This window comes from Saccharopolyspora kobensis (assembly GCF_900108315.1).
GTDB lineage: Bacteria > Actinomycetota > Actinomycetes > Mycobacteriales > Pseudonocardiaceae > Saccharopolyspora > Saccharopolyspora kobensis.
Genome location: NZ_FNVB01000002.1, coordinates 1,881,592 through 1,906,593 on the forward strand (window position 1 = coordinate 1,881,592; position 25,002 = coordinate 1,906,593).

The following is a 25,002-nucleotide window of genomic DNA, read 5'->3' on the forward strand; positions in this document are numbered from 1 at the left end:
CGCGACATGCCCGGTTCGCGAGTTCGGGAGGCGGACGTGACCGCTGAGCCCGAACCGGGCGGTATCTGCCGGGGATGCCGGGGCCGTGGGCAGGTCCGGGTGCCGCGCGGGTACTTCTCGGCGGAGACCGGGGAGGCCTACACCGTCATGGGCTGGACGCGCTGCCGGCACTGCCGGGCGACGCCGGGCCGCCAGCAGCACCCGTGGCCGCCGCGGACGTGAGGATCGAGGCAACACCCCTCGTGTCGGAGTCCTGCCCACCGCACCGCAGGGACCGTGACGCGATCCAGCCACAAGAAGCCACCAAACGCCAGATCTCTCCCGGATCCGACCACCACTGAAGAACGCGGAGAGGCGGGACCGAGAGGCGGGACAGCGCATGACCGACGAGGGGCAGCCGCCGGTGTTCGACCGCGGGCCGAACGCGATCTGCTTCACCTGCGGCGGGTTCAAGAAGGTCAGCGATCCCCGCCTGTACATGATCCAGGCGACCGAGGACCTGACGACCGGCATGACGCTGGCGGAGTGGCGCGGCTGCCCGCAGTGCGGCGGCGACGGCATCCTGACCGGGATCCGGCCGCCCGTCTGAGCGGTTCCAGGACGAATCCCGGAGACCTCAAGCCCGGGGTGATCCGGCCGACGAATCGGGCCGACCGGAGGATGCGGCCGGAGTCGATCTCATACGCTCTCCCGCATGCCCGTGCTCAAACCTCAGTCGGTCCTGGACGGCCACAGCTCGAACCGGACACCGGTGCCGCTGATCGTCGGGCTGGTGGTCTCCGGCGTCTGCCTGCTGCTGGCGGTGGCCTTCTACCTGCTCACGGGCGGGCCGGTGAACGTCGGGGTCGGCACGCTGCTGGCGCTTCCCACGGCGATCGTGCTCGTCGCGCTGATCCTGCTCGTCGACCGGCTGGAACCCGAGCCGCGGGTCAACCTGGTGCTGTCCTTCGGCTGGGGCGCCGGGGTCGCCATCATCGGCGCCCTGATCGTGAACTCGGTGACCGGCGCGCTGCTGGTCCCGTCGGTGGGCCAGGCGGCGGCCGACGGGATCACCGCCTCGGTGGTGGCGCCGGTGGTCGAGGAGAGCTTCAAGGGCTCGCTGCTGCTGTACCTGCTGCTGGTGCGGCGGCACGAGATCGACGGGCCCACCGACGGGATCGTCTACGCCAGCATGTGCGGGCTGGGCTTCGCGATGGTGGAGAACGTCCTCTACTACATGCGCGGCATCGACGACGGCTCGCTGGCGTTCATGGTGCTGCTGCGCGGCGTGATCTCGCCGCTCGGCCACCCGCTCTACACCTCGATCATCGGCCTCGGCGTGGCCTACGCCGCGACGCACAGCGGTGCGGGCCGGGTGTTCGCCGTGATCGGCGGCTGGATCGGCGGGGTACTGCTGCACGCGCTGTGGAACGGCAGCCTGACGCTGCTGGGCTTCCAGGGCATGGTGATCGCGTACCTGGTCGAGCTGCTGGTGCTGATCGTCCTGGTGGTCGTGCTGATCAAGGACCGCAAGCGGCTGGTGCGGCTGATCGGCAGGTACCTGCCCGCCTACATCCCGAGCGGACTGGTGCAGCCCAACGACGTGCAGATGCTGGGCAGCATGTCCGGGCGCAGGCAGGCGCGGCACTGGGCGCGCGCTCAGGCGGGCAACACGGGAGTGCGCGCGATGGGCGACTACCAGCTGGCGGCGACCGAGCTGGCGCTGCTGCACTCGCACGCGGAGAAGAGCACCATCGCGCCGCAGCAGTTCTTCGCGCGGCGGGAGGCCATCCTGACGTTGATGCGGATGGCCCGCGACGCGTTCTTCCGGCGGATGCCGCAGCCACCGCCGCCGCCGCCGTGGGCGCACGAACAGCCGTCCGGCTTCTTCAAGATCCCGGCGGAGTTGAAGGAGATGCCGACACACAAGCTGCGCGCGCAGATCCCGCCCGCCGGGCCGCGTCCCCCGCAAGCGCAGGCCACGCAGCGCCTGCAGCAGCCACCGCAACCGGCCGCCGGTCAGCGCCCGCCGCAGCCACCGCCCGCCGGACCACCGCAGCAGCCACCCGCCGGGCAGCCTCCGCAGCAGCCACCGCTCGGGCACCGTCCGCCGGGACGTCCGCCGCAGCCCCCGGGCCCGCAAGGCCCTCGCCCGGGCGGTCCCTGGCCGCCGCGCTGAGCATCAGAACGTGCGCAGCCGCGGCCAGAGCTCGGACCAGGGCCGGACGGGATCCTGGTAGAGGGTTATCTCGTTGCCGCGGGCCATGTTCACCAGCTCCGAGCGCACCGTCCCGAGCTGCTGGGAGCGCCCGAAGTGGGCGGCCAGCGAGCGCTCGCCGACGTAGAGCACGACGTCGGCCTCCGCGGGCGGGGCGCCGAAGAACCAGTAGCCCCGGTGCGGGCTGTAGACACCGGGCAGGCCTGACGCCCGCCCGCGCACGTCGAGCGCGCCCGCCAGGTAGTAGTTCTCCGCGACGATCACCGCCCGCCGCTGCTGCTCGGGCGGCAGCGATTCGTAGGCGCGGTCGACTGCGCTGGTCAGCTCCGGCCAGCCGGTCTCGTAGAGCCGCGGGTAGTTGGGGATCTCGGGATGGCGGGCCAGCAGGTCCAGCGGGTAGACCGGCAGCATCGCCAGCGGCAGCACCGCGGAGACCGCGCACACCGGCCACAGGATCTTGCCGCTGCGGTGCTGCAGCCCGGCCGCGGCCGCGGCGAACAGGACGCCGTACAGCCCGGCCAGGTAGTTCGGCCGCCCGCCGCCGGCGACGAAGAACACCAGCACGACCAGGACCGTCCAGCCGAGGAACCGGTACGGCTGCAAGGCGGGCGAGCGCAGCAGCACCACCAGGCCGTAGCAGCAGAGCACCGCCCCGAGCACGACACCGGCGTAGAACAGCGCGACGGGCAGGAGCAGGACGCGGTCGTTCTCGGCGTTGACGGCGGCGCCCATCTCCAGCGCCGGCCAGCCGTTGGCCGCCTGCCACCACAACGTGGGGACCGCGGTCAGCGCGGGTATCGCGACCGCCACCCACAACGCCGGGCGGGCCAGCACCGCTCGCGGGCCGGAGATGACGACGCCCAGCAGCAGCGCCGCGCACAGCACCACCACCTGGAACTTGGTCTGCACGGCCAGCGCGGCGATGAGCCCGATCCCGATGAGCAAGCGGTCCCGCCGAACACCGCGGCCGTGCAGCCGCACCCAGCGCACCAGCAGCCAGAGCATCGCCGTCCACTGCAGCGGTTCCATCGTCGATGCGGTGAGCCAGTGCCCGTTGACCAGCAGCCACGGCGAGAGCGGGTAGGCCACCGCGGCGAGCGCCTGGGCCCTGCGGTTGCCGCCGAACTCGCGCGCGATCAGCGCGGTGACCACCATTCCGAGCGCGGTGACCAGCGCTGCGGGCAGCCGGAAGGCCACCAGCGACCCGGGGAACGCGGTGTCCAGGAAGGCGGCCAGCAGCGGGACCAGCGGTTGCTGGTCCATGTAGCCCCAGGCCGGGTGGAACTTCCCGGCGGCCAGGAAGTAGAGCTCGTCGGTGACGAGGTCGTAGCGCGGGGACAAGGCCACCAGCAGCGCGGTCACCAGCGCGGCGAGCACCAGCACCGGCGCGCGGGCGAAGGGCGGGACGGGCCGGGGGAGCCGGTCGGTGATCGCATCGCCGAAATCGGTGGTGCTGCTCCTGGACATCGGCTCCCCCCGTCCTGCCTGTCCGCGCAGCCTACTTCCCGATCGGCGGTGTCACAGGCGGTCGCGGACGTTTCGCGCCGCCGGAGTGCGGCTCAGCGCCCGGCCAGCCGTTTCCACAGTGGACGCAACGGTCAGGCGGAGGTCTTGTGCCGCTGGTAGTAGCGGGCGACGCGCACCCGGTTGCCGCAGATCGCCGGGGAGCACCAGCGGCGCCGCGGGTTGGTCGCGACGAAGAGCATCACGCAGTTGCGCTCCTCGCACTCGCGGAGCGCTTCGATGAGCGGGTCGGTGAGCAGCTCGGCGGCGGCTTCGGCCAGGTCGGCGGCCACCCGCACGCCCAGCTTGCCCGGCCGGTCGACGGTGCCGACCACCGAACCACCGCGCCAGCTGAGCTTGCGGATCCCCGGTGCGGCCCGCTGCGCCTCGTTGAGCCCGCGCAGCGCGTCGGCCGGCGGGCGCTTGCCGAGCCGGACGTGGGAGAGGGTTCGCGCGGTGTGCTCGCGCACTTCGTGCACGGCGGCCAGGTCTGTTTCGTCGAGCGAGGACTGCTCCGCCCGGGTGAGCGTCGTCAGCCGGTCGGCCTGGCGCGTCAGCCACTCCCACAGCTCGGCCGGCGTTCCCATCATGTCGACCTGGTCGCCCGCGATGATCGCCCTGGTGTTGACCAGGTCGACGGCGATCGGCTCACCGATCAGCGGCACGCGCGGTTTCATGCCGCCGATGGTAGTGGAGTTCTTGACCCCGCCGAACCCAGCTGCTCTAATGCTCGACAAGCGTTCTGTGCATTAGAACGCCACTGGGGTTCAAGGGGGGAGCGGGCCGCGATCGCACTGCGATCGCGGCCCTCCTGCGTTCCGGAGCGTCGAGATCCGGCCCTAGGCTGGGCCGGGTGGGGAACACGATCAGCGCGGGCGGCCGGGACATCTACATGTCAAACGGCGCTACCGAGGTGTTCGCAGAAGTCATGGCGCTGGCGGTGGCGGCGACGGCGGAGCGCCGGTGGGACTTCCGGTTCGCCGCGGCGATCGCGAAGCTGGACCAGAACCTGATGGGGCGGGGTGCGGTCGGCTTCGCGCTGGAGGACGTCGACTGGGGCGGCACCGCGGACGAGCAGGAGGTAAACCGGCGGTTCGTGCTGCGCACGGTCGACCTCGCACTGTCCCGGCACCGCTGGGACGAACTCGGCTACGACTCTCCGTTCGCGGCGGGCGTTCTGCGCGGCTTCGGCGAGCTGGTGCTGGAGTTCGACATGGCGACCCCGGCCCGGTTCCCGGGCGAGTTCCCCGATTACCCGGAGGTGCTGCCGGCCTCGTGCGCCGAACACCGCGTTCTCAGCCCGCTGGAGTGGTACCGCGCGTGCGTCTTCTGCGGAGGTTAGTCCGGTAGTGCCGTGCGGGTCTGCTCGGCGAGCAGGGCGACGACGTCGGCCATGTCGTGGCGGCGTTCGTGCGCTCGCCGCTGGCGCTGCGCGCCGCTGCCGTGGCGGTAGAGGCGACTGAGGATGTCGTCGACCCGCGCGCTGTCGCCGCTGGCCTCCAGCGCCGGTTGTGCCGTCTTGCGCAGCTCTTCCACCAGGACGCGGGCGGGGACCAGCTCGCCGTCCGCGTCGAGCCCGTCGCCCTCCAGCCCGTCGTGCGCTGCCCGCCAGAGCGCGAGCCGCAGCCGCTGATCGGGGAGATCGGCCGGTGGGCGGCCCTCGGCGACGTCCTGCAGCGCGGTCGTCGCCAGGGCGCGGATGAGCAGTGCCAGCAGCAGCGATTCCTCGGCGGTGCCGGTCGCGTCGGCGATCCGGAATTCCAAAGTGGACAGGTGCTCGGCCGGGCGGACCAGCCAGTAGACCATCGCCCGGTCCAGCGCTGCTCCGCTGTTCAGCAGCAGCTGCACCGATTGCCGGTAGGAGCCGGTGTTCCGGTGCAGCGGCGGTGGTCCGGCGGAGGGCAAGCGAGACCACATCACGCTCCGCCAACTGGCGTGCCCGGTGTCGCGGCCGCCGCAGAACGGCGAGTTCGCGGCCAGCGCCAGCAGCGCGGGCAGGTGCGGGCGCAGGTGGTCGGACACCGCAAGGGCCGCGGCCAGATCGGGCATCCCGACGTGCACGTGGCAGCCCGCCGCGGTGTGCGAGTCGAGCAGCTGGCCGAACCGGTCCCGGATGGTTCGGTACCGGGTTTTGTCCGTCAGCGGCAGCGAATCGGGCAGGCCGAGCGGGGCGAAGCCGGTGGACACCAGCAGCGCGCCGCGCTGGTCAGCCGCGGTGGCCAGCTCCTGGCGCGAGGTGGTGAGCGCACGGTGCGCCTCGTCGGCGGTGCGGCAGACGGGAGTGTTGGACTCCAGCTGGAACTCGGCCAGCTCGGCGGTGAAGGCGTGGCCGACCTGGCGCAGGATCTGCGGCGCGTGCGGGACGGGATGGCCGGTTCCCGGGTGCAGCAGCAGGAATTCCTCCTCGACACCGAATGTCGGCGGTCGGCCGCGACGCATCGGACCTCCTCTGGCGGGGCTGGCCCGATCACGCCAGCCGCAGCCAGTTTCCGGCTCCCGGGCGGGTTTGTCATTCGCCCGGATGCGCCACGCCCGCCATCTGTGTCCACTGTGGAGGCTGGTGGGTCCGGCCCGGTGCGAGTCGGGGTTCAACACCGGGCCGGAGGTTCGTGGGGTCGCGTCAGGGCGCGGTCTGCCGGCTCTTGAGGAACTCGTTGCACGCCATGCAGGTCGGCGCCGTCCGCCAGTCCATCTCGCTGGGCGAGGCCATCGCGACCTCGGCGCCGCACGCGGCCACGTCCACCGGCTGGCCCGCCCAGCGGCGGCCGTGGAAGGCGTGCCGCGCGAAGACGCCCGTTTCCGGATCCGGAGCGGGCAACCAGTAGTGCCGCTCGGTCTGCTGCAGTCCGATCACGCCGCCGCTCCCGGGGCCGGGCGAGAGGCGGGCGGGAGGGGGATCGTGCCCATCGGGAACCGGCTGATGTTCACGTGCTCGCCCGCCTCTCGGTCTCTGTCCCCCGGTAGTCGCCAGTATGGGAACGAGCGCATCAGCATTTCAAGCAATCCGCGCAATCATCTTGGAATTCCAGCCGAACGGCCGAGTGGATCACGGCAACTGCCCGTCACCCGGTTCGGCTGTCCGAGTTGCGGAGCGCCCCGAGCCTTGACCGAATGCACGTATTGCACGGACGATGCATGAGTCTTCCGAAAGAGGAGGAACAGGTGAAGTTGACCTTCCAGGGAACGACGTCCCACGCCGGAACCTGCCCCACGCTCTACAGCACCGACCAGGGCACCTACGTCGTTCAGGGCTACAAGGTCACCGATCCGGAAGCGCTGGCCGCGTTGCGCGAACGCGGTCTGCCCGATCACGAGACGGCGGTCGAGGTTCCAGCCGCCCTGCTCGACGTCTTCGTGCCGAAGGCGGCGCCGTGAGCTCATGGGTCTTACCGGGCGCGGAGTTCGACGAACTCCTGCGCTCGTTCCGGCATCGGGCGTGGCGGTGGGAGTGCCAGGGCACCTACCGCCAGCCGGCCGAGGCCGAACCCTGGCGGCGCTGGCGGGCCGGTCAGCACGATGACCTGGCCTGGCTGCGCCCCTGGCTGGACCAGGTGGCGTCGGCGACCCGGGCGGGGCGGTTGATCGCCCGGGTGCGCGTCTACCGGGAACCGCCGACCGAATACCAGTTGTGGCAGCTCGACGTCGGCCGCGCCAACGTCGCCGCGGGCGAGGACGTGCGGGTGCTCACCGAGTCCCGCGCTCGCTCGCTGGGCCTGCCCGCCCACGACTTCTGGCTCTTCGACGAGGCGCGGGTTGCGCTGATGCACTTCGAGGACCAGCGGTTCGCTGGCACCGAGATCATCGCCAGCCCGGGGGAGGTGAACCAGTACCGGAACTGGTGGGGCGCCGCTTGCGAGCACGCGGTGCCGTTGTTCGTCTACCGGCACGATCTCGGGAGGCGCCGGTGAGTGATTCCGAAACCCGCCGCCTGGCGTTCGGCGACGCATTGCGGCGATTGCGCGTGGAAGCGGGGTTGTCCGGCAAGCAGTTCGCGCAACAGGCCGGGTGGACCGCCTCGAAGGTCTCGCGGATGGAGACCGCCAACCAGTCGGTGGCCGACGCCGACGTGGTGGTCTACTGCCGGCTGACCGGCGCGGACGAAGCGGTCGAGGCCGAGCTGCGGCAGGAGCTGCGCGAGATCCGGCTGGAGGCGGCGAGCTGGAAGCGCCAGCTGCGCACCGGCAACAGCGCCCGGCAGGAGTACGGCAAGCAGCTGGAGCACGACGCCGAGCGCATCCGGCTGTTCGAGATCGCGATGGTGCCGGGCCTGGTGCAGACCGCCGAGTACGCCCGGCACATGTTCGAGGCGGTGGCGGTGCTGCACGGGAACCGGCTGGACATCGCCGAGTCGGTCGAGCGCCGGATGGCCCGGCAGGAAGTCCTCTACCGGCCGCGGACCGAGGTGCAGATCGTGTGCTCGGAAGCGGGCCTGCGGCACCCGATCGCGCCGCCGCAGGTGATGGTGGGTCAGCTGGACCGGTTGCTGGCGCTGGCGGGCATGTCGACGTTGCGGCTGGCGGTGCTGCCGATGGACGTGCAGCTGAGCGCGGTGCCGCAGCACGGCTTCGTCATCATCGACGAGATGGCCCTGGTGGAAACGGTGAACACCGAGATGACCATCACCGATCCCGAAGACCTGGAACGCTTCGACCGGCTCTTCGACGTCCTGCTGTCGGCCTCCCTCGAGGGCCCGGACGCCCGAGCGCTGCTGCACCGGCTCATCGAGCGGTACAACGCGCTGGGCTGAGCTCAGCTGTCCGGCAACGCGTTCCGCCGGACAGCGATCGCGAACGCCGCGGCGGCCAAGGCCGCCGCCAGCCACGGCAGCGGTGCCGCGCTGCCCGCCAGATCGAGCGCAGCCCCGCCGAGGTAGGCGCCCGCCGCGATCGCGACGTTCCAGACGGTGATGGTCAGCGACTGCGCCAGGTCGGCGTCACGTCCGGCGATCCTCGCCGCCGCGGCGGGGAACATCGTCGGCGCACCGCCGAAGGCGACACCCCACACGGCCACCGCGAGCAGCAGCGCCACCGGCCACTGCGCGGCACCGCCGATCAGCGCCGCGGCGACGGCGACCAGCGAAGTCGAGCAGCGGATCAGCAGCCGCAACCGGCGGTCGACGACCGATCCGACGATCCACAGACCCAGCACGGAGGCGAGCCCGAAGACCAGCAGCGCGGTGCTGAGCAGCCCGATCCGGCCGGCGTCGGCGAGCACCGGGCCGATGTAGGTGTAGAGGACGTTGTGCCCGAGCGCCAGGGCGAACGTCATGATGAGCACGCTGCGGAAACCAGGCGCGGTCAGGACATCCCGGACGCCGGTGCGCCGCTGCTCCGACTGCCCGCTCAGCGGCGGGACCTGCCACAGCACCCAGCCGACCAGCGCGACGGCGATCACCGCCATCGCGCCGAACGCGTAGCGCCAGCCCAGGAGTTCGCCCAGCACCGTCCCGGCGGGAACCCCGAGCGCGAAGCCGATCGGGGTGCCCGCCATCGCGATCGCCAGTGCCCGCCCGGCCCGCTCGGCGGGCACGATCCGCATCGCGTAGCCGGCGATCATCGCCCACATCACGCCGGACACCGCACCGGCGAGCAAGCGGGCCAGCAGCGTCAGCGGATACCACGGTGAGAGCGCGGTGACGGCGTTGACCACCGCGAACCCGAGGACCAGGCCGAGCAGCAGGGCGCGGCGCGGCAGCCGCCGGGTCAGCGCGGTCAGCGGCACCGAGGTCGCGGCGGTGCTGATCGCGTAGACCGCGACGAGCTGACCGGCCTGCGACTCCGAAACCCGCAGATCGGCGCTCATCGGCAGCAGCACCCCGGCGGGCAGCGTTTCGGTCAGGCAGCCCAGCAGCACCACCGTGGCGAAAGCCAGCAGTGCGCCGAGCGGAAGTGCGCGCTTCGATGCGAGATCCATGCGCCCAACCCTGCGCACCTCACACCGGTGTGAGGACAAGCGTGATCCGGCGCACGTCGGCCGGTTCGGATAATGGCGGTGTGCGGACGCGAGGAGGTACGGGTGCGGATCGGTGAACTGGCCGAGCGGACCGGGGTGTCGGTCCGGCTGCTGCGCTACTACGAGGAGCAGGACCTGATCCGCCCGGAGCGCGACGAGCTCGGGCACCGCGTCTACGGCGATGGTTCGGTGGACCGGGTCGGCAAGATCCGCGGCCTGCTGGACTCCGGTATCCCGACCCGCATCATCCGCGACATCCTGCCGTGCCTCGACCGGCCGGGCGCGATCCACATGCGCGTCGTCGCGCCGGAGATGCTGGCCAACCTGGAGCGCGAGCGGGCGAAGATCCAGCAGCGCGTCGAGGCGCTGAGCGAGAACCTCTCGGCCATCGACGACTACCTGAGCAAGGCCCGGCCCAACCTCCGCCGGTCGTGATCGCCGTCAGGCGGGGCGCTGGGCGTTGATCCAGAGCACCGGGCCGGTCCGGTGGGTGTGCACGGAGCGCATGCCCGCGTCGTCGAGCTGCTCGGCGATCTGGTCCGGGTCGAAGAAGGCCAGCCCGGTGCGGTCGCCGACAAGCCGCGACACCACGTGCAGGAACCCGTCGTGCGGCGTCGGCACCATGACCGCCAGCCAGCCACCGGGGACGAGCGCGCCGCACGCCGCGACCAGGACCTCCTCCGGCGCCGGGATCAGCTGCAGCGCAGCGAAGCTGGTGACCAGGTCGAAGGTGCCCTCCGAGAACGGCAGGTCGCGCGCGTCGGCGCGGACGAACCCGACGTTGTCGGAGGTTTCGGCGCGCGCCGCCCGCGCCAGCATGGGCCGGGAGATGTCCAGGCCGATGGCGAGCCCGCCCGGGCCGACCTGGCGGCCCAGCGCGGCGGTGGCGTTGCCCGGACCGCAGCCGATGTCGAGCACCCGGCCGCCTTCGGGCGGGCGGCTGCGGGCCGGGATCCGGTACCAGGCCGGCGCCACCCGGCGGGCGATCGACTGCACGTGGTCGTAGAGGCCGGAACCGGGCCCGGACTCCCAGAAGGACTGGATCGGCCCGGACGGGGCACCGGACTCGCCGCTGAGCAGATCCAGGTAACCGTGCTCGAAGTCGGGCTCGTCCGGGACGGACTTCAGCAGGGGCAGCACGCGGGCGAACACCGGTGGCGTCGATCGGTCGGTCATGCGCGCAGTCCCGCCTCTCCGCGATTTTCAGCGGTGGTCGTGTTTCGGGTCGTTCTCGCGTTTCGCGTTCTCTCGTGGCCGGGTTGCATCACGGTCCCCTGTCTGAGGTGCGGTTGAGCAGGACTCCGATTGGCACAAGGGTGTCGCACACCTTCTACCGCGCAACCCTGGGCAGCCGTCGCGCGGCGTGCCAGGTTCGGCCGATCGGGCGAAAACGTCCTTGCCCGACCCGCCGGTAGCGGGCAAGGTATCGGTCGCACGAAGCGGACGGGGCGCGTTCCCGGCCGGGTGCGGCCTGGCAGGACAACGGAGTCTTGCCAGGCGTCGGGGAAACGGGCCGAGCGCCGGAGCGCTCGACCCGACAACGGAAGGTTTCACGTGCTCCTACACCGGCCGCGGTCGACGCGGACCTCGTGGCAGCGACCGAGCACCACCCGCCTGCTGCTGAAAGCCGCCTGGCTGGAGATCTGCGCAGTGCTGCGCTGACCCGCGCGGAGCTCGTCGGTGCGCCCCTGCCGCCGGCAAGCTCTCAGGCGTCCTTGGTGACCATGCGGACCACGGTCGCGGACAACCCGATGACCAGGTAGCAACCGGCCCGCAGCAGCCCGGTCGTCATCGCCTCCCAGCCGACCGGATCGCGCAGCACGTCCAGCACCGCCGACCAGTCGGTGGTGATCAGCACCGGCTGCAGCCAGTCCAGCGCCGGGATGGTGCCCAGCACGCCGAAGGTGATCAGCCCGCCCATCGTGGCGACGACGACCACCAGCGGGTGCTCGGTGAGCGAGGACAGCGCCAGCGCGATCGCGCCGACCGCCGCCATCTGCACCGCCGTCCAGGCCACCGCCAGCGCGACCCGGCCGAGCGCGGAGCCGAAGGACACCGTGGTGCCCGACAACGTCACCAGGTCACCGCCGCCGACCACGATCAGGCCGGTGAGCACACCGCTGATCGCGACGACGGACACGGCGAGCACGGCCAGCACCAGCACGCCGAACGCCTTGACGCCGACCAGCCGCACGCGCCCGACCGGTGCCAGCAGCAGGCCGCGCAGCGTGCCGTGCGCCGATTCGCCCGCCAGGGCATCGGCCGCGACCATCGCCACGACCAGCGGCAGCAGCAGCGACTGGGCGAGCATGATGGCGGCCACCGGCAGCACCAGCCCGTTGCCCGCCACCGCCGACAGGACCGACGGCCCGCCGCGGCCACCGGGCCCGGCGGTGAGCGCGATCGCGGTGCCCAGCAGCACGGGCAGCGCGGCCAGCATCAGCAGCGCGAGCAGGTTGCGCGGGCGGCGCAGCACCCACCGCGTCTCGGCCAGGAGCTGCCGCGCGAGGGGAGCGGAGGTCCGCGCCGGCAGGTCGATCGCGGTCACAGCTCTTCCTCCGTCAGTCGTGCGAAGAGATCCTCCAGGCCGGTCCGGGAGCGGCGCGCCTCGCGCACCGGCACGCCGGAGTGCACGAGCATCGCGATCACCTCGTCGGACTCGGCACCGGTGAGCTCCACCCGGATCCACCCGCTCTCCTCGCGGGCTTTGAGACCCTTGTCGCGCAGCGCGCGCACCGCACCTTCGGTGTCCGAAGTGGACACCAGCAGGTGTGGCGCACCGGCTTCCAGCATGCCCGCCAGTTCGCCTTGCGCCACCAGCGATCCGCGGTGCAGGACCGCGACGTGGGTGCAGGTCGCCTCGATCTCCGACAGCAGGTGGGAGGAGACCAGCACCGTGGTGCCCGAGGCGTGCAGCTCGGCGATGATCCGGCGGATCTCGCGGGTGCCCGCCGGGTCCAGCCCGTTGGTCGGTTCGTCGAGCACCACCAGATCGCGCGGCACCAGCAGCGCGGCGGCCAGGCCGAGCCGCTGCTTCATGCCCAGCGAGTAGCCCCGGTACCGGCGGCCCGCCGCGGCGCTCAACCCGACCCGCTCCAGCGCCTGCTCGACGACCTCGCGGATCTCCGGGCCGCGCAGCGCCGGTTCCATCGCCGCGCAGCGCAGCAGGTTCTCCCGGCCGGACAGGAACGGGTGGAAACCGGGCCCTTCGACCAGCGCGCCCACCCGGGGCAACACCCGGCCGGCGTGCTCGGGCAGCTGGTGTCCGAGCAGTTCGACGGTGCCCGAGCTCGGTGCGGTGAGCCCCAGCAGCATGCGGATCGTGGTGGTCTTGCCCGAACCGTTGGGCCCGAGCACACCGACCACACCGCCCCGGGGGACGGCGAGGTCGACGCCGGCCACCGCGACGGTCCGCCCGTAGGTCTTGCGCAGGCCGGTGGTGCGGGCGGCGAGGCCGCCGTCCGCGATGGCGGACGACGACCTCGCCGGATCGACCGCGCTGGTCATCGGACCTCGCCGAGCGCAGCGACCAGCACCTGCTCGGGCACGGCGCCGACGGCGACCCGCCCGTCGGAGGTCAGCAGCGCGTTGCCCGCCGCCGTGCCGATGATCCAGCCGTTGCCCCACGGCCCGCTGACCGGCTTGCCGGTCCGCTCCGCGATCTGACGCAGCTCCGGGCTCTCCGGCACCTTGGTGACCAGCGTCGAGTCCCAGCCCTCGCCGACGACCTGGTGCTCGGGCACCGCGTGGTCGCCGGGATCCGGAGCCTGCCGCGAGCCGTCCTCGACCTTCGCGCCCGCCGGCGGTTCGAACCGGAACAGGCCGGGATCGGGGGCGGTCATGTCGAGGCTGGTGAAGCCGATCTTCAGCGCCGGGTCGGCGGAACCGTTGGTGAGCACCGAGAGTTCCAGCGGAACGCGCTTCTCGGCGTCCACCGCGACCCGCACCTGCCGCAGCAGCGTGCGCTCGGTCGGCTTCGGGGTGAGCACGAGCTCGTAGGCGTCGCGGCCTGCGACGCTGGCCGTGCCGTCCACCGAGACCTCGCTGGTCTTGCGGAGCTCGCCGATGATCCCGCGCGCCGTGGCGGCCGGATCGGCGGGAGCGCCGTGCCCGGCGCGCTCCGGGTGCTGGGTGCGGGTGGCGGTCTGCTCGCCGGAATCCCACTTCCACGCGGTCGTGCCGTCGTCGACCACCGTCAGCTCGCCCCCGTGCGAGGGAACCGACACGCGGTGGCGGCCCTGGCCGTCGGCCCACACCTGGAACCGGTTGGTCCCGTCGGCGAGCAGCTGCGACGCCTCGCCGCCCGGCAGCGCGGGCAGGCCGAGTGCGTTGTCCACCGACACGGTGCCGGTGAGCGCAGGCGGATCGGCGCGCATCACCGACTCCACCAGCTGTTCCGCCGCCACCGGCGGCAGTTCCGGGGCCGCGCCGGCACCGGCGGGCAACGCCAGCACGGTCAGGCCCAGCACCCCGGCCGCCGTGCCCGCGGTCGCGGTGAGCACCACGCTTCTTCGCTTCATCGAGTCCTCCTGTCGAGTCCTGGGTCCAGCGTGACTGATGTGCGCTGAGATAACGCTGAGACGCTGAGAGCGAGCTCAGCAAGGGCGATGACGCCGGAACCCGGCACGCTGTGCCGGAGCGGGACCGGCTCAGACGGAGCTCGACGCGGCTGCCCGTGGTAGTAAGTGCGGTGACTGGTTTTGCCCCCGGGGAGGTGGCGGACGAGCCGGACTCCGGGGCCGCTGCGAGGAGGCGGGTCGATGGCGTACTACCGGCAGGTCGGCGAGGTTCCGCCGAAACGGCACACCCAGCACCGCAGGCCCGACGGCGGTCTCTACTACGAGGAGCTGATGGGGGAGGAGGGCTTCTCCAGCGACTCCTCGCTGCTCTACCACCGCAACCTGCCCTCGGCGCTGGTCGATTCCACGATCTGGGAGCTGCCGGACCTGGAGACCGAGCCCAACCACCCGTTGCGCCCGCGCCACCTGAAGCTGCACGAGCTGTTCAGCGGTCAGGAGTGGCAGCGCCACGACGTGGTCACCGGTCGGCGGCTGGTCCTGGGCAACGCCGACGTGCGGATCTCCTACGCCGTCGCCGGCGCCGCCTCGCCGTTGTACCGCAACGGGATCGGCGACGAGTGCGTCTACGTCGAGTCCGGCGCGGGAGTGGTCGAGACGGTGTTCGGCGCGCTGCCCTTCCGGCAGGGCGACTACGTGATCCTGCCCCGGTCCACGACGCACCGCTGGTTGCCGCAGGGCGATGAGCCGGTGCGCGCGTATTGCATCGAGGCCAACTCGCACATCACGCCGCCGCGCCGCTACCTGTCGAAGTTCGGCCAGCTGCTGGAGCACTCGCCCTACTGCGAGCGCGATCTGCGCGGTCCCGCCGAGCCGCTGCTGGGCGCGGGCACCGACGTGGAGGTGCTGGTCAAGCACCGGGGCAGCCGCGGCATCGTGGGCACCCGCTTCGTCTACCCGGAGCACCCCTTCGACGTGGTCGGCTGGGACGGCTGCCTGTACCCCTACACGTTCAACGTCGCCGAGTTCGAGCCGATCACCGGCCGGGTGCACCAGCCGCCGCCGGTGCACCAGGTCTTCGAGGGCCAGAACTTCGTGATCTGCAACTTCGTGCCGCGCAAGGTCGACTACCACCCGCTGTCCATCCCGGTGCCCTACTACCACTCCAATGTGGACTCCGACGAGGTGATGTTCTACTGCGGCGGGGACTACGAGGCGCGCAAGGGCTCCGGCATCGGGCAGGGCTCGATCTCGCTGCACCCGGGCGGCCACTCGCACGGCCCGCAGCCGGGTGCCTACGAGCGCAGCATCGGCGTGGAGTTCTTCGACGAGCTGGCGGTCATGGTCGACACCTTCCGCCCGCTGGAGCTCGGCGAGGGCGGCCGCGCTGCCGAGGACCCCGGTTACGCCTGGACCTGGGCGGGGCGGGGGCCGCAGGGGTGAGCACGTCGAAGCGCTGCGGAGGAGGAACCGGCTCGTGATCGACATCCCGGACGGCTCGCTGTTCGGACTCGCCAACCTGCCCTACGGCGTCTTCTCCACGCCCGGGAGCGCTCCGCGCGTCGGCGTCCGGGTGGGCGATTCCGTCGTGGACCTGGCGGTGGCGCTGGGCGAGGAGGTGTTCGCGCGGCCGTCGCTGAACGCGTTCATGGCCCAGGGGCACGACCGCTGGGTGCGGGTGCGGCAGCAGATCACCGAGCTCGTCTCGGGCGAGGTGCCGGACGGAGCGGTGCACCCGGTCGCCGAGGTGCGCATGCACCTGCCGGTCGAGGTCGCCGACTACGTCGACTTCTACGCCTCGGAGCACCACGCGACCAACCTCGGGCGGCTGTTCCGCCCGGACTCCGAACCGCTGATGCCGAACTGGAAGCACCTGCCGGTCGGCTACCACGGGCGCGCTGGAACGGTGGTGGTGTCGGGCACCGACGTCGTCCGCCCCAGCGGTCAGCGCAGGGCACCGGGCGAGGACGCGCCGACCTTCGGCCCGTGCCGCCGCCTGGACGTGGAGGCCGAGCTCGGGTTCGTCGTCGGCACCGGCTCCGAGCTGGGCACCGCGGTGCCGATCGCGGAGTTCGCCACCAGGGTGTTCGGCGCGGTGCTGGTCAACGACTGGTCGGCCCGCGACATCCAGGCCTGGGAGTACGTCCCGCTGGGCCCGTTCCTGGGCAAGAGCTTCGCCACCTCGGTCTCGCCGTGGGTGGTCCCGCTGCTCGCGCTGGAGCAGGCGCGGGTGGCGACACCGGCGCAGATCCCCGAGCCGCTGCCCTACCTCGAGGAACCGGAGCCGTGGGGCCTGGACATCGACCTCGCGGTGTCCTGGAACGGCCACGAGATCTCCCGCCCGCCCTACCGCGAGATGTACTGGTCCCCGGCCCAGATGCTGGCGCACCTGACGGTCAACGGGGCCGCCAGCCGCACCGGTGACCTCTACGCCTCGGGCACCGTCTCCGGCCCGGAGAAGCACCAGCGCGGTGCCTTCGTCGAACTCACCTGGGGCGGCGCGGAGCCGGTGCGCATCGGCGGCCAGGAGCGCACCTTCCTCGAAGACGGCGACGAGGTCACCATCACCGCCACCGCACCCGGTGCCGACGGCACCAGGATCGGCTTCGGCGAGGTGACCGGCCGCGTCCTGCCCGCTTGCTGACCGTTGTTCGTTCGGAGCGCGGCGGTGACGGTCGTAGGCTCGACCGGTGACCTCCGCCCAGCACAGCGGCTCGGCGAGGAGCGCTGGGACGCCGACTACCGCATCGAGGTCGCCGGGGTCGAGCGGTTATGGCTTCGAGCGCTCCTGATCGCCGAGCGAGGGCCGGAGACCGGCAGGTGGCTCGTCCGGCAGACCGACGCGGAAGACGTGGATCTCGTTCTCGACGATGGCCGCCAGCCGGGCTCCGTCGGGAGACCAGGCGAGGGCCTGGGCGCTGTACCCGGGCTGCGAGCGGTCCTTCGCCGGGCGTCGCATGATCAGCTCGCGGTCGGCGACCCGGTAGATGTCGGGCGTGCACCTCCACTCGTCGTTCCAGTCCTGCGCGGCCACCGCCAGGTACGCGCCGTCGGTGCTCGCGGCCAGCGAGTTCAGCCAGTCGCCGGGCACGGCGATGACGTCGAGGATCTCGCCGGTGGCGGGCTCGACGACGTGCACCTCCGAGCCGAGGGCGACGAACATCCGGGTCTCGTCCGCGCTGAACGCCACGGCCCTGACCCGGCCGGAGGACTCGTCGCCGAGCCGCACCGCGCGATCGGGCGAGGACGACCCGGAGACGAAGTCGACCCGGCCGTCGCCGTACTCGACCCGGAAGCGGCCGGTGCGCGAGCGCACCCGGCCCGGCTGCACCGGGAGGTCGGTTTCGGCGTCGGAGCGGAGGTCGTAGGCCCACGGGCGGACCTCGTCGTACTCGTCCTCCTTGAGCGTGATCACGTGCTGCCCCGGTACCCACACGATGTCCCGGCCCGCCGAGGCGGGCGGGGATGCGCGGAGGCGCTCGGACCAGTCGGCCGTGTCGTGCACGGCCAGCTCGCCGTCCTCGCTGGTGACGGCGAGGAAGCGGCCGTCGTCGGAGAAGGCGAGCACCACGGCCTGGTCGGAGTCGGTGAACGGGGCGAGGATGGCCTCCGGTTCGGTGAGATCCGGTACGTGCGGGGCGTCCTCGGCGCGCAGACGGCGGGTCGGGCTCGGGTAGTAGCCGCCCTCCCAGCTCAGGCCGGGCGCCAGGTGCTCCAGCCAGCGCGCGTCGGTCACCCGCACCTCGTAGTCGGCCTGCACGAGGCGGTTCTCGGCCGGATCGTGCTGGGCGGAACCGATGTGCGCCCAGTCCTCGTCGGAGAGCGGGTGGTTGCGGACGGCGAGACGTTCGACGCCTTCGACGAACCACCGGGCGTTCACCGCGAGCCAGCCGTCGTCCTCGAGCTCCCGCCAGGTGACCGAAGCGCCGAGCGGACCGCCGCCGTCCGCGCTCTCCCACAGCAGGGACAGGACGAAACCGGGGTCGTCGGGCAGTTCGGCGTGCCACCTGCGCTCGGCGTCGTAGTCGACGACGAAGACCCGGAGCGTCACCCACCAACGGTCCGGAGCCAGGTCGAGCACTCGCGCTTCGTAGAAGGGGTGGACGGACAAAGGCGCTCCTTCGGCTGGAAGTCAGGCGCCCCAGGATCGTCAGGCGCCCCAGGATCGCAGCACCGCGCTGCGGAGCGGTCCGGAACGGCGGAAGCCGCGGATCTCGGCGCTGTACCGATCAGGTCAACTTCTGGGCGCCGGGTGTTGTGGCATAAGTTGTCAGCCGCAACGTTCAGATGAATTGAGTCGGAGTGGGAAGGCTGCTCGATGCGGAGAACGCCCGCGGTGCTGACCGCGGTGGTCTGCAGCCTCGGGCTGCTGCTGGCGTCCTGCGGCAACAACGCGCCGCCGCCGTCCGCGCCGAGCGCACCGGTCGCCGCCGACGCGCCGCGGGTCGGCGTGATCCTGCCCGACACCGCGACTTCCGCGCGGTGGGCGCACTCCGACGAGCCGCTGCTGCGGGAGGCGCTGCGCGAGCGCGGGCTGGCGCCGATCGTGCAGAACGCGCAGGGCGACGCGCAGAAGTTCGCCCAGATCGCCGACAGCATGCTCAGCCGGCGGGTCCGGGTGCTCATCATCGCCGCGCCCAGCGGCGACGTCGGCGCGACCGTGCAGCAGCGCGCACAGCGGCAGGGCGTGCCGGTGATCGACTACGACCGGCTCAACGCGGGTGGCAGCGCCGACTACTACGTCAGCTTCGACCACGAGGCGGTCGGCGAGCTCCAGGCGGGTGCGCTCTCGGACGCGCTTCGCGGGCGGCCCGGCGCGCAGGTGATCGAGCTCGGCGGGGCCAGCACCGACCACAACGCCGCGCTGGTGCACCGCGGCCAGTCCGGGCGGCTCGCGCCCCGCTACGCCTCGGGCGAACTGCGGCTGGTGAGCAGCAGGTTCGTCGAGGGATGGGACAACCAGGCCGGTGGCCGGATCTTCGAGCAGCTGCTGACCGCCAACGGCGGCCGGGTGGACGGCGTCCTGGCGGCCAACGACGGCCTGGCCGCCTCGGTGATCACCGTGCTGCAGAAGTACGGCCTGGCCGGATCGGTCCCGGTCACCGGTCAGGACATGACCGTCGACGGCCTTCGGGCGATCCTGCAGGGCCACCAGGCGGCCACCGTGTTCAAACCGATCCACCAGGAGGCCGCGGTCACCGCGGAGCTTGCCGGTGCGCTGGCCCGGCGCGACCGCGCGACGGCGGATTCGCTCGCCGGGCAACTGGTCCGCGACCCGGTGACCGGGCGCGAGGTCAAGTCCGTGCTGCTGGCGCCGCGGCTGATCACGCGGGAGGACATCAAGTCCGTGCTGGGGCCCGGCCGCATCCGGGCCGAGGAGATCTGCCGCGGCGAGCCCGCCGGGGCGTGCCGGCAGCTGGGCATCACGAGCTGAGAGGAGCGCGGGGGATGCACGAACCGATCCTGGCCCTGCGCGGGGTCGACAAGAGCTTCGGCGCGGTCCGCGCGCTGCGCGGTGTGGACCTCACGGTCCGGGCCGGTGAGGTGACCGCGCTCATCGGCGACAACGGCGCCGGGAAGTCCACAGTGGTCAAGTGCATCGCGGGCCTGCACCGCATCGACGGCGGCGAGGTGCGCTTCGCGGGCCGCCCGGTGCAGATCCGGCACCCGCGCGACGCCGTCGAGCTGGGCATCGAAACCGTCCACCAGGACCTCGCGCTGTGCGACGACCTCGACGTCGTGCAGAACATGTTCCTCGGCCGCGAGCGCGGAGTCCGCGCGCTGCTCGACGAGACCGGGATGGAACTGGCCGCCAGGGACACGCTGCGCTCGCTGTCGGTGCGCACCGTCGGATCGGTGCGCGCGAAGGCGGGCTCGCTGTCCGGCGGCCAGCGGCAGGCGGTGGCCATCGCGCGCGCCGTGCTGTGGAACAGCCGGGTCGTCGTGCTGGACGAACCCACCGCCGCGCTCGGCGTCGCCCAGACCCGCCAGGTGCTCGACCTGATCCGGCGACTGGCCGAGCAGGGCCTCGGCGTGGTGCTGATCAGCCACAACATGTCCGACGTGTTCGAGGTCGCCGACCGCGTCGCGGTCCTGCACCTGGGGCGGATGGCCGCCGAGCTGCCCGCCCGCGAGCTGACCCACCGCCAGGTGGTCGAGCTGATGATCGCCGGGCGTTCCGGCGAGCTCGGCCTGGCGCGGCCGGCGGTCTGAGGAGAGAGACGATGACCGAACGCGTGTCGACCCCGGTGGCGGACTTCGGCATCGACACCACCTCGCGCGGCACCGGTGAAGCGGTGCGCGACTACGTCGGCAAGCTCCGCCGCGGCGACCTCGGCGCACTGCCCGCGCTGGTCGTGCTGGCGGCGCTGCTGGTGCTGTTCACCGCGCTGTCGGAGGACTTCCTGACCCTCAACAACCTGGCCAACCTGCTCCAGCACGGCGCCGGGCAGACCATCATCGCGATGGGCCTGGTCTACGTCCTGCTGCTCGGCGAGATCGACCTGTCCGCGGGCACCGCGTCCGGTGTGTCGGCATCGCTGCTGGCCCTGCACTTCCAGCACGACGGGAACCTGCTCGGCGCGATGGGCACGGCGGTGTTCGCCGCCTTCGCGCTCGCCCTCGCCGGTGCGGCGCTGCTCGCGCTGCTGCTGCGGATCTGGCTCGGTGCGGTGCTTTCCGCGCTGGCGCTGGTGCTGCTGGTGGGCGGGTTCGGGGCGAATCCCTGGCTGGAGATGCTGCTCGCGGTCAGCACCGGCGCGGCGATCGGGTGCGTGACCGGCTTCGCGGTGTCGAAGGTGCGCATCCCGTCGTTCATCGTCACGCTCGGGTTGTTCATCACCTGGTCCGGCGTGGTGCTGCAGCTGGTCGGGCCGGGCGGGACGATCTCGGTCCGGGAGAGCCCGGAGCTGTTCGCCGTCGCCAACGGCAACCTCGGTCCGGCGGCCAGCTGGGCGCTGTTCGGCATCGCCGGTGCGGGCTACGCCGCCGTCGTCGGCCACCGGCACCTGGTCCGGTTGCGCCACGGCCTGGTCGCCCAGCCGACCGCGCTGGTCGTCGCGAAGGTCGTGGCGGTGCTGGGATGCGGCGGGCTGGCGACCTTCCTGCTGGTGCTGGACCGCTCGCCGCACCCGGAACTGGCCTCCGTCCGGGGCATGCCGCTGGTCGTGCCGATCATCCTGGTGCTGCTGGTCGTCGGCACCCACGTGCTGGACCGCACCCGCTACGGCAGGCACCTGCGCGCGATCGGCGACAACCGCGTCGCCGCCCACCGGGCGGGCGTGGAGGTGGCCCGGGTCCGGATGACCGCGTTCGTGATCTGCTCCTCGATCGCGGCCGTCGGGGCGATCGTCTACACCTCCAAGACCGGTTCGGTCGACGGCAGCGCGGGCGGCGGGAACCTGGTGCTGTTCGCGGTGGGCGCAGCGGTGATCGGCGGTACCTCGCTGTTCGGCGGCAAGGGGCGGCCGGCGGACGCGGTGCTCGGCGGCGCTGTGCTGGCCACCGTCCAGAACGGGCTGAACCTGCTCGGTTTCCCGGCCGCACCGGTCAACGTGATCACCGGCCTGGTGCTGGTCGCCGCCGCCGGTGCCGACGCGCTCTCGCGACGCCGTTCGGCACCGCCGCACGAGCGCTGAGCGGGGCACGCACCGCATCGCCGAGCGGCGGTTGTGCTAGAGCTTTTCCCGGACGGTGGACCCAGAACAGGCGGAGGACGCAGCCCAGGTGAGTACGACGCCAACCGCGGGAGCGCGGCCCGATGAAGTGCGCCAGCACAACCGGGCTGTGCTGCTGCGTCGGCTGCACATCAGCGGTCCGTGCACCAGAGCCGCGCTGGCCGCCGAGATGGGTCTCAACCGCAGCACCATCAAGGCGCTGGTCGACGAGCTGGTCGGCGACGGCCTGGTGGTCGAGCGGCTGCCGGCTCAGCGCAGCGGCGCGGGACGGCCGTCGCTGCTGGTGCTGCCGCAGCCGCACGCCGCGGTGGCGCTGGCCGTGGACGTGCGCGTCGAGCAGGTGTCGATGGCGCTGATCGGGCTCGGCGGGGAGATCCTCAACCGGTGCAGCTGGAGCCTGCGCCCGGAAACCCGCGCTCCCGGCGAGGTCTTCACCCGCATCGTGGACAGCAGCGCGGTGCTCATCGAGGAGGCCGGTGTCGCGATCGCCGCGGTCGGGGTCTCGGCGCCCGGCGTGGTGCGGCGTGCGGACGGCATGGTGCGCGAGGCGCCGAACCTGCACTGGAGCGATGTGCCGCTCGGGCAGTGGTTGTCCGAGGCGTTGGGCGGCAGGCGGGTGGAGGTCGGCAACGACGCCGAGCTCGGCGTGCTCGCCGAACACCTGCGGGGCGCGGCCCGCGGCGCGGCGGACGCGGTTTTCGTCAGCGCCGGTGTCGGGGTCGGCGGCGGGGTGATCTCCGGTGGCCTGCCGCTGCGCGGCAGCGGCGGGTACGTCGGCGAGCTCGGGCACATGGTGGTGCGGCCGGACGGCCTCGAGTGCTACTGCGGGAGCCGGGGCTGCTGGGAGACCGAGGTGGGGGAGCGCGCGCTGAGCCGGGCGCTGGAACTGCCGGAGGGCGCGGCGCGCGGCGTCATCGTCGCCGAACTGCACGCGCTGGCGCAGAACCCGGACGAGGTGCTGGAGCGGCTCGGCGACTTCGCCGAGTGGTTGACCATCGGGTTGTGCAACGTGGTGAACCTGCTGAGCCCGCAGCTCGTGGTTCTTGGTGACCTCTTCACCGCGCTGCCGCGCACGCTGCTCGACCACGTCGGCGGGTTGCTCGCGCAGCGGAGCCTGGTCAGCCGGGCGATGGGCGGCACCAAGCTCGTCGCCTCCTCGCTGGGCGGCGACGGCAAGCTGCTCGGCGCCGCCGAGCTCGCCTTCGAGCAGGTGCTCGCCAACCGCTGAGCCGTTCGGCGGAATGCGTTGCGCCGCAGGTGAAAACGTCGCGTTGCGATGCGGTCACGGCGGCGTTGATTGATCGATTCAGCGAGCTTCTCCGCGCTGGCGGCCGGTGGTATGTTGCCGCGGACAACATATTGCGCACGATGCTGGTCGGTCGCCGCGCCCGGGCTCCCGGGTGCGGCGCCGTCATCGCGCTGGAAAGAGGGACCACTGTGGACGCTCAGGGATGGGCGGGCGCGTCGGTGCTGGCCCAGGGTCGGCTGTTGGACGCGAATGCCGTTGATTATGTGTTGTTGGCGTTGTATTTCGTTTTTGTGCTGGGTATTGGTTATGTGGCGCGGCGTGCGGTGTCGACGAGTCTGGATTTTTTCTTGTCGGGTCGGGCGTTGCCTGCGTGGGTGACGGGGTTGGCGTTCATCTCGGCTAATCTGGGTGCGATCGAGATCATTGGTATGTCGGCCAATGGTGCGCAGTACGGGATGCCGACGATGCATTATTTCTGGGTTGGTGCGGTGCCTGCCATGCTGTTTTTGGGTGTGGTGATGATGCCGTTCTACTACGGGTCGAAGGTTCGTAGTGTTCCGGAGTTCATGTTGCGGCGTTTTGGTCGTGCGGCGCATTTGGTGAACGGTGTGTCGTTCGCGGTGGCGCAGGTGTTGATCGCGGGGGTGAATCTGTATTTGCTGGCCAGCATCGTGAATGCGTTGCTGGGGTGGCCGTTGTGGGTGTCGGTGTTGTGCGCGGCGGCGATCGTGTTGTCCTACACGGCGTTGGGCGGGTTGTCGGCGGCGATCTACAACGAGGTGTTGCAGTTCTTCGTGATCGTGGCGGCGTTGTTGCCGTTGACGATCGTGGGGTTGGTGAAGGTCGGTGGGGTGCGGGGTCTGGTGGAGAAGGTCTCGGCGGGTCCGGGTGGTGCTGAGCAGCTCTCGGCGTGGCCGGGCACGGAGCTGACCGGGTTCGCCGATCCGGTGTGGAGCGTGGTGGGGTTGGTGTTCGGGCTGGGGTTCGTGCTCTCGTTCGGGTACTGGACGACGAATTTCGTCGAGGTGCAGCGGGCGATGGCGTCCAAGAGCATGTCGGCGGCGCAGCGGACGCCGATCATCGGGGCGTTCCCGAAGATGTTCATCCCGTTCATCGTGATCATTCCGGGGATGATCGCGGCGGTGGTGATCCCGGAGCTGGGTGCCTACAAGCAGGCGGGGGCGCCGGAGGGTGCGGGGGTCAGCTACAACGATGCGATCCTGCTGCTGATGCGGGATCTGCTGCCGAACGGGATTCTGGGGATCGCGCTGGCGGGGTTGCTGGCGTCGTTCATGGCGGGGATGGCGGCGAACCTGTCGTCGTTCAACACGGTGTTCACCTACGACATCTGGCAGTCGTACGTGGTGCGGGACCGGGATGACCGGTATTACCTGAACATGGGCCGGTGGGTGACCGTCGGGGCGACGGTGGCGGCGGTCGGCACGGCGTTCATCGCTTCGGGTTATGCGAACCTGATGGATTATCTGCAGCAGTTGTTCTCGTTCTTCAACGCGCCGTTGTTCGCGACGTTCATCCTGGGGATGTTCTGGAAGCGGATGACTCCGCACGCCGGGTGGGCGGGCCTGGTGGTGGGCACGGTCTCGGCGGTGGTGGTCTTCGCGCTGGCCGAGACCGGGGTGCTGGACCTGCCGGGGCAGGGCGCGAGTTTCGTGGGTGCCGGGGTGGCGTTCGTGGTCGACATCGTCGTCAGCGTGGTGGTCAGCCTGGCGACCCGGCCCAAGCCGGAGGCCGAGCTGGCGGGGCTGGTGTATTCGCTGACGCCGCGGTCGGCGCGGCAGGCGGCCACCAGCGGTGAGGACGCCGGCTGGTACCGGCGGCCCGGACTGCTGGCCGGCATCGCCCTGATCCTGGTCATCGCCCTCAACATCGTCTTCGCCTGACCGAGGA

At 71.7% G+C, this 25,002-nt stretch carries 25 protein-coding genes; 15 read left to right on the forward strand and 10 right to left on the reverse strand.

The window, feature by feature from the left end; all coding sequences use genetic code 11:
• Positions 1 to 36: 36 nt before the first annotated feature.
• The 3 genes from C4T78_RS35975 to C4T78_RS08585 all read left to right on the forward strand — a co-directional run bounded on the left by C4T78_RS35975 (position 37) and on the right by C4T78_RS08585 (position 2,158).
• Complete coding sequence (locus tag C4T78_RS35975; protein ID WP_143186056.1) at positions 37 to 222, forward strand: hypothetical protein; 186 nt, start codon at positions 37 to 39, stop codon at positions 220 to 222.
• 157 nt (positions 223 to 379) lie between these two features.
• Positions 380 to 589: a hypothetical protein gene (locus C4T78_RS08580; protein WP_093358101.1), complete on the forward strand. Its 210-nt coding sequence runs from the start codon at positions 380 to 382 to the stop codon at positions 587 to 589.
• Between the two features lie 105 nt (positions 590 to 694).
• Complete coding sequence (locus C4T78_RS08585) at positions 695 to 2,158, forward strand: PrsW family intramembrane metalloprotease (RefSeq protein ID WP_093358100.1); 1,464 nt, start codon at positions 695 to 697, stop codon at positions 2,156 to 2,158.
• Between the two features lie 3 nt (positions 2,159 to 2,161).
• Here the strand turns inward: C4T78_RS08585 and C4T78_RS08590 are convergent, their stop codons facing one another.
• Positions 2,162 to 3,664, reverse strand: a complete 1,503-nt coding sequence (locus C4T78_RS08590; protein ID WP_177247808.1) for an ArnT family glycosyltransferase — start codon at positions 3,662 to 3,664, stop codon at positions 2,162 to 2,164.
• A 131-nt stretch (positions 3,665 to 3,795) separates the two neighbouring features.
• Positions 3,796 to 4,377 carry a CGNR zinc finger domain-containing protein gene (locus C4T78_RS08595; protein ID WP_093358099.1) on the reverse strand — a complete coding sequence of 194 codons (582 nt, stop codon included), beginning with the start codon at positions 4,375 to 4,377 and terminating at the stop codon, positions 3,796 to 3,798.
• A 176-nt stretch (positions 4,378 to 4,553) separates the two neighbouring features.
• Between C4T78_RS08595 and C4T78_RS08600 the strand changes: the two genes are divergently transcribed.
• Positions 4,554 to 5,042 (forward strand): hypothetical protein, encoded by a 489-nt coding sequence (locus C4T78_RS08600; protein WP_093358098.1) that lies wholly within the window; start codon positions 4,554 to 4,556, stop codon positions 5,040 to 5,042.
• Here C4T78_RS08600 and C4T78_RS08605 read toward each other — a convergent pair.
• Positions 5,039 to 6,139, reverse strand: coding sequence for a carboxylate-amine ligase (locus C4T78_RS08605; RefSeq protein WP_093358097.1), 1,101 nt, complete (start codon positions 6,137 to 6,139; stop codon positions 5,039 to 5,041). The two genes, C4T78_RS08600 and C4T78_RS08605, sit on opposite strands and share 4 nt — an antisense overlap.
• A 181-nt stretch (positions 6,140 to 6,320) precedes the next feature.
• Complete coding sequence (locus C4T78_RS08610) at positions 6,321 to 6,554, reverse strand: hypothetical protein (protein WP_235863868.1); 234 nt, start codon at positions 6,552 to 6,554, stop codon at positions 6,321 to 6,323.
• A gap of 308 nt (positions 6,555 to 6,862) precedes the next feature.
• Between C4T78_RS08610 and C4T78_RS08615 the strand changes: the two genes are divergently transcribed.
• The 3 genes from C4T78_RS08615 to C4T78_RS08625 are packed head-to-tail and all read left to right on the forward strand — an operon-like array spanning position 6,863 to position 8,447.
• The gene (locus tag C4T78_RS08615; RefSeq protein WP_235863867.1) at positions 6,863 to 7,075 is read left to right on the forward strand and encodes a hypothetical protein; all 213 of its coding nucleotides are present in this window, start codon (positions 6,863 to 6,865) and stop codon (positions 7,073 to 7,075) included.
• On the forward strand, positions 7,072 to 7,608 hold the full coding sequence (locus tag C4T78_RS08620) for a DUF6879 family protein (protein ID WP_093146822.1): 537 nt from the start codon (positions 7,072 to 7,074) through the stop codon (positions 7,606 to 7,608). Before C4T78_RS08615 ends, C4T78_RS08620 begins: the two co-directional genes overlap by 4 nt.
• A complete protein-coding gene (locus tag C4T78_RS08625; protein ID WP_093358096.1) occupies positions 7,605 to 8,447 on the forward strand; it encodes a helix-turn-helix domain-containing protein in 843 nt (280 codons plus the stop codon). The genes C4T78_RS08620 and C4T78_RS08625 overlap by 4 nt, the downstream gene beginning before the upstream one ends.
• Positions 8,448 to 8,449: 2 nt before the next feature.
• Here the strand turns inward: C4T78_RS08625 and C4T78_RS08630 are convergent, their stop codons facing one another.
• On the reverse strand, positions 8,450 to 9,613 hold the full coding sequence (locus C4T78_RS08630; RefSeq protein WP_093358095.1) for an MFS transporter: 1,164 nt from the start codon (positions 9,611 to 9,613) through the stop codon (positions 8,450 to 8,452).
• Between the two features lie 102 nt (positions 9,614 to 9,715).
• Between C4T78_RS08630 and C4T78_RS08635 the strand changes: the two genes are divergently transcribed.
• Positions 9,716 to 10,087 carry a MerR family transcriptional regulator gene (locus C4T78_RS08635; RefSeq protein ID WP_093358094.1) on the forward strand — a complete coding sequence of 124 codons (372 nt, stop codon included), beginning with the start codon at positions 9,716 to 9,718 and terminating at the stop codon, positions 10,085 to 10,087.
• A 6-nt stretch (positions 10,088 to 10,093) separates the two neighbouring features.
• Here the strand turns inward: C4T78_RS08635 and C4T78_RS08640 are convergent, their stop codons facing one another.
• From C4T78_RS08640 to C4T78_RS08655, 4 genes are all read right to left on the reverse strand, one after another.
• On the reverse strand, positions 10,094 to 10,828 hold the full coding sequence (locus tag C4T78_RS08640; protein WP_093358093.1) for a class I SAM-dependent methyltransferase: 735 nt from the start codon (positions 10,826 to 10,828) through the stop codon (positions 10,094 to 10,096).
• 529 nt (positions 10,829 to 11,357) lie between these two features.
• Positions 11,358 to 12,200 carry an ABC transporter permease gene (locus C4T78_RS08645; protein WP_093146817.1) on the reverse strand — a complete coding sequence of 281 codons (843 nt, stop codon included), beginning with the start codon at positions 12,198 to 12,200 and terminating at the stop codon, positions 11,358 to 11,360.
• Positions 12,197 to 13,159 carry an ABC transporter ATP-binding protein gene (locus tag C4T78_RS08650; protein ID WP_093358092.1) on the reverse strand — a complete coding sequence of 321 codons (963 nt, stop codon included), beginning with the start codon at positions 13,157 to 13,159 and terminating at the stop codon, positions 12,197 to 12,199. The genes C4T78_RS08645 and C4T78_RS08650 overlap by 4 nt, the downstream gene beginning before the upstream one ends.
• Positions 13,156 to 14,172, reverse strand: a complete 1,017-nt coding sequence (locus C4T78_RS08655) for a LolA family protein (protein ID WP_093358091.1) — start codon at positions 14,170 to 14,172, stop codon at positions 13,156 to 13,158. The genes C4T78_RS08650 and C4T78_RS08655 overlap by 4 nt, the downstream gene beginning before the upstream one ends.
• A 240-nt stretch (positions 14,173 to 14,412) precedes the next feature.
• Between C4T78_RS08655 and C4T78_RS08660 the strand changes: the two genes are divergently transcribed.
• Both C4T78_RS08660 and fahA read left to right on the forward strand, forming a co-directional pair.
• A complete protein-coding gene (locus tag C4T78_RS08660) occupies positions 14,413 to 15,612 on the forward strand; it encodes a homogentisate 1,2-dioxygenase (RefSeq protein ID WP_093358090.1) in 1,200 nt (399 codons plus the stop codon).
• 34 nt (positions 15,613 to 15,646) lie between these two features.
• On the forward strand, positions 15,647 to 16,813 hold the full coding sequence (gene fahA, locus C4T78_RS08665) for a fumarylacetoacetase (RefSeq protein ID WP_093358089.1): 1,167 nt from the start codon (positions 15,647 to 15,649) through the stop codon (positions 16,811 to 16,813).
• 126 nt (positions 16,814 to 16,939) lie between these two features.
• Here the strand turns inward: fahA and C4T78_RS08670 are convergent, their stop codons facing one another.
• Positions 16,940 to 18,280 (reverse strand): WD40 repeat domain-containing protein, encoded by a 1,341-nt coding sequence (locus C4T78_RS08670; RefSeq protein WP_093358088.1) that lies wholly within the window; start codon positions 18,278 to 18,280, stop codon positions 16,940 to 16,942.
• A 207-nt stretch (positions 18,281 to 18,487) separates the two neighbouring features.
• Here C4T78_RS08670 and C4T78_RS08675 point away from each other — a divergent pair, with 207 nt between their 5' ends.
• From C4T78_RS08675 to C4T78_RS08695, 5 genes are all read left to right on the forward strand, one after another.
• Positions 18,488 to 19,603, forward strand: a complete 1,116-nt coding sequence (locus C4T78_RS08675; RefSeq protein ID WP_093358087.1) for a sugar ABC transporter substrate-binding protein — start codon at positions 18,488 to 18,490, stop codon at positions 19,601 to 19,603.
• A gap of 14 nt (positions 19,604 to 19,617) precedes the next feature.
• Positions 19,618 to 20,382 (forward strand): ATP-binding cassette domain-containing protein, encoded by a 765-nt coding sequence (locus C4T78_RS08680; protein ID WP_093358086.1) that lies wholly within the window; start codon positions 19,618 to 19,620, stop codon positions 20,380 to 20,382.
• 11 nt (positions 20,383 to 20,393) lie between these two features.
• Complete coding sequence (locus tag C4T78_RS08685) at positions 20,394 to 21,806, forward strand: sugar ABC transporter permease (protein WP_093358085.1); 1,413 nt, start codon at positions 20,394 to 20,396, stop codon at positions 21,804 to 21,806.
• Positions 21,807 to 21,894: 88 nt separating this feature from the next.
• Entirely contained in the window at positions 21,895 to 23,073 is a 1,179-nt protein-coding gene (locus C4T78_RS08690) for an ROK family protein (protein WP_093358084.1), read from the forward strand.
• 239 nt (positions 23,074 to 23,312) lie between these two features.
• Positions 23,313 to 24,995, forward strand: a complete 1,683-nt coding sequence (locus C4T78_RS08695; RefSeq protein WP_093358180.1) for a sodium:solute symporter family protein — start codon at positions 23,313 to 23,315, stop codon at positions 24,993 to 24,995.
• Positions 24,996 to 25,002: the final 7 nt, after the last annotated feature.

Bases quoted from the DNA above. Each gene is read 5' to 3' on its own strand.
- C4T78_RS08680 (WP_093358086.1), top strand. From the start codon at position 19,618: ATGCACGAACCGATCCTGGCCCTGCGCGGGGTCGACAAGAGCTTCGGC.
- C4T78_RS08660 (WP_093358090.1), top strand. From the start codon at position 14,413: ATGGCGTACTACCGGCAGGTCGGCGAGGTTCCGCCGAAACGGCACACC.
- C4T78_RS08640 (WP_093358093.1), bottom strand. From the start codon at position 10,828: ATGACCGACCGATCGACGCCACCGGTGTTCGCCCGCGTGCTGCCCCTG.
- C4T78_RS08595 (WP_093358099.1), bottom strand. From the start codon at position 4,377: ATGAAACCGCGCGTGCCGCTGATCGGTGAGCCGATCGCCGTCGACCTG.
- C4T78_RS08685 (WP_093358085.1), top strand. From the start codon at position 20,394: ATGACCGAACGCGTGTCGACCCCGGTGGCGGACTTCGGCATCGACACC.
- C4T78_RS08590 (WP_177247808.1), bottom strand. From the start codon at position 3,664: ATGTCCAGGAGCAGCACCACCGATTTCGGCGATGCGATCACCGACCGG.
- C4T78_RS08650 (WP_093358092.1), bottom strand. From the start codon at position 13,159: ATGACCAGCGCGGTCGATCCGGCGAGGTCGTCGTCCGCCATCGCGGAC.
- C4T78_RS08655 (WP_093358091.1), bottom strand. From the start codon at position 14,172: ATGAAGCGAAGAAGCGTGGTGCTCACCGCGACCGCGGGCACGGCGGCC.
- C4T78_RS08585 (WP_093358100.1), top strand. From the start codon at position 695: ATGCCCGTGCTCAAACCTCAGTCGGTCCTGGACGGCCACAGCTCGAAC.
- C4T78_RS08630 (WP_093358095.1), bottom strand. From the start codon at position 9,613: ATGGATCTCGCATCGAAGCGCGCACTTCCGCTCGGCGCACTGCTGGCT.
- C4T78_RS08580 (WP_093358101.1), top strand. From the start codon at position 380: ATGACCGACGAGGGGCAGCCGCCGGTGTTCGACCGCGGGCCGAACGCG.
- C4T78_RS08605 (WP_093358097.1), bottom strand. From the start codon at position 6,139: ATGCGTCGCGGCCGACCGCCGACATTCGGTGTCGAGGAGGAATTCCTG.
- C4T78_RS08675 (WP_093358087.1), top strand. From the start codon at position 18,488: ATGCGGAGAACGCCCGCGGTGCTGACCGCGGTGGTCTGCAGCCTCGGG.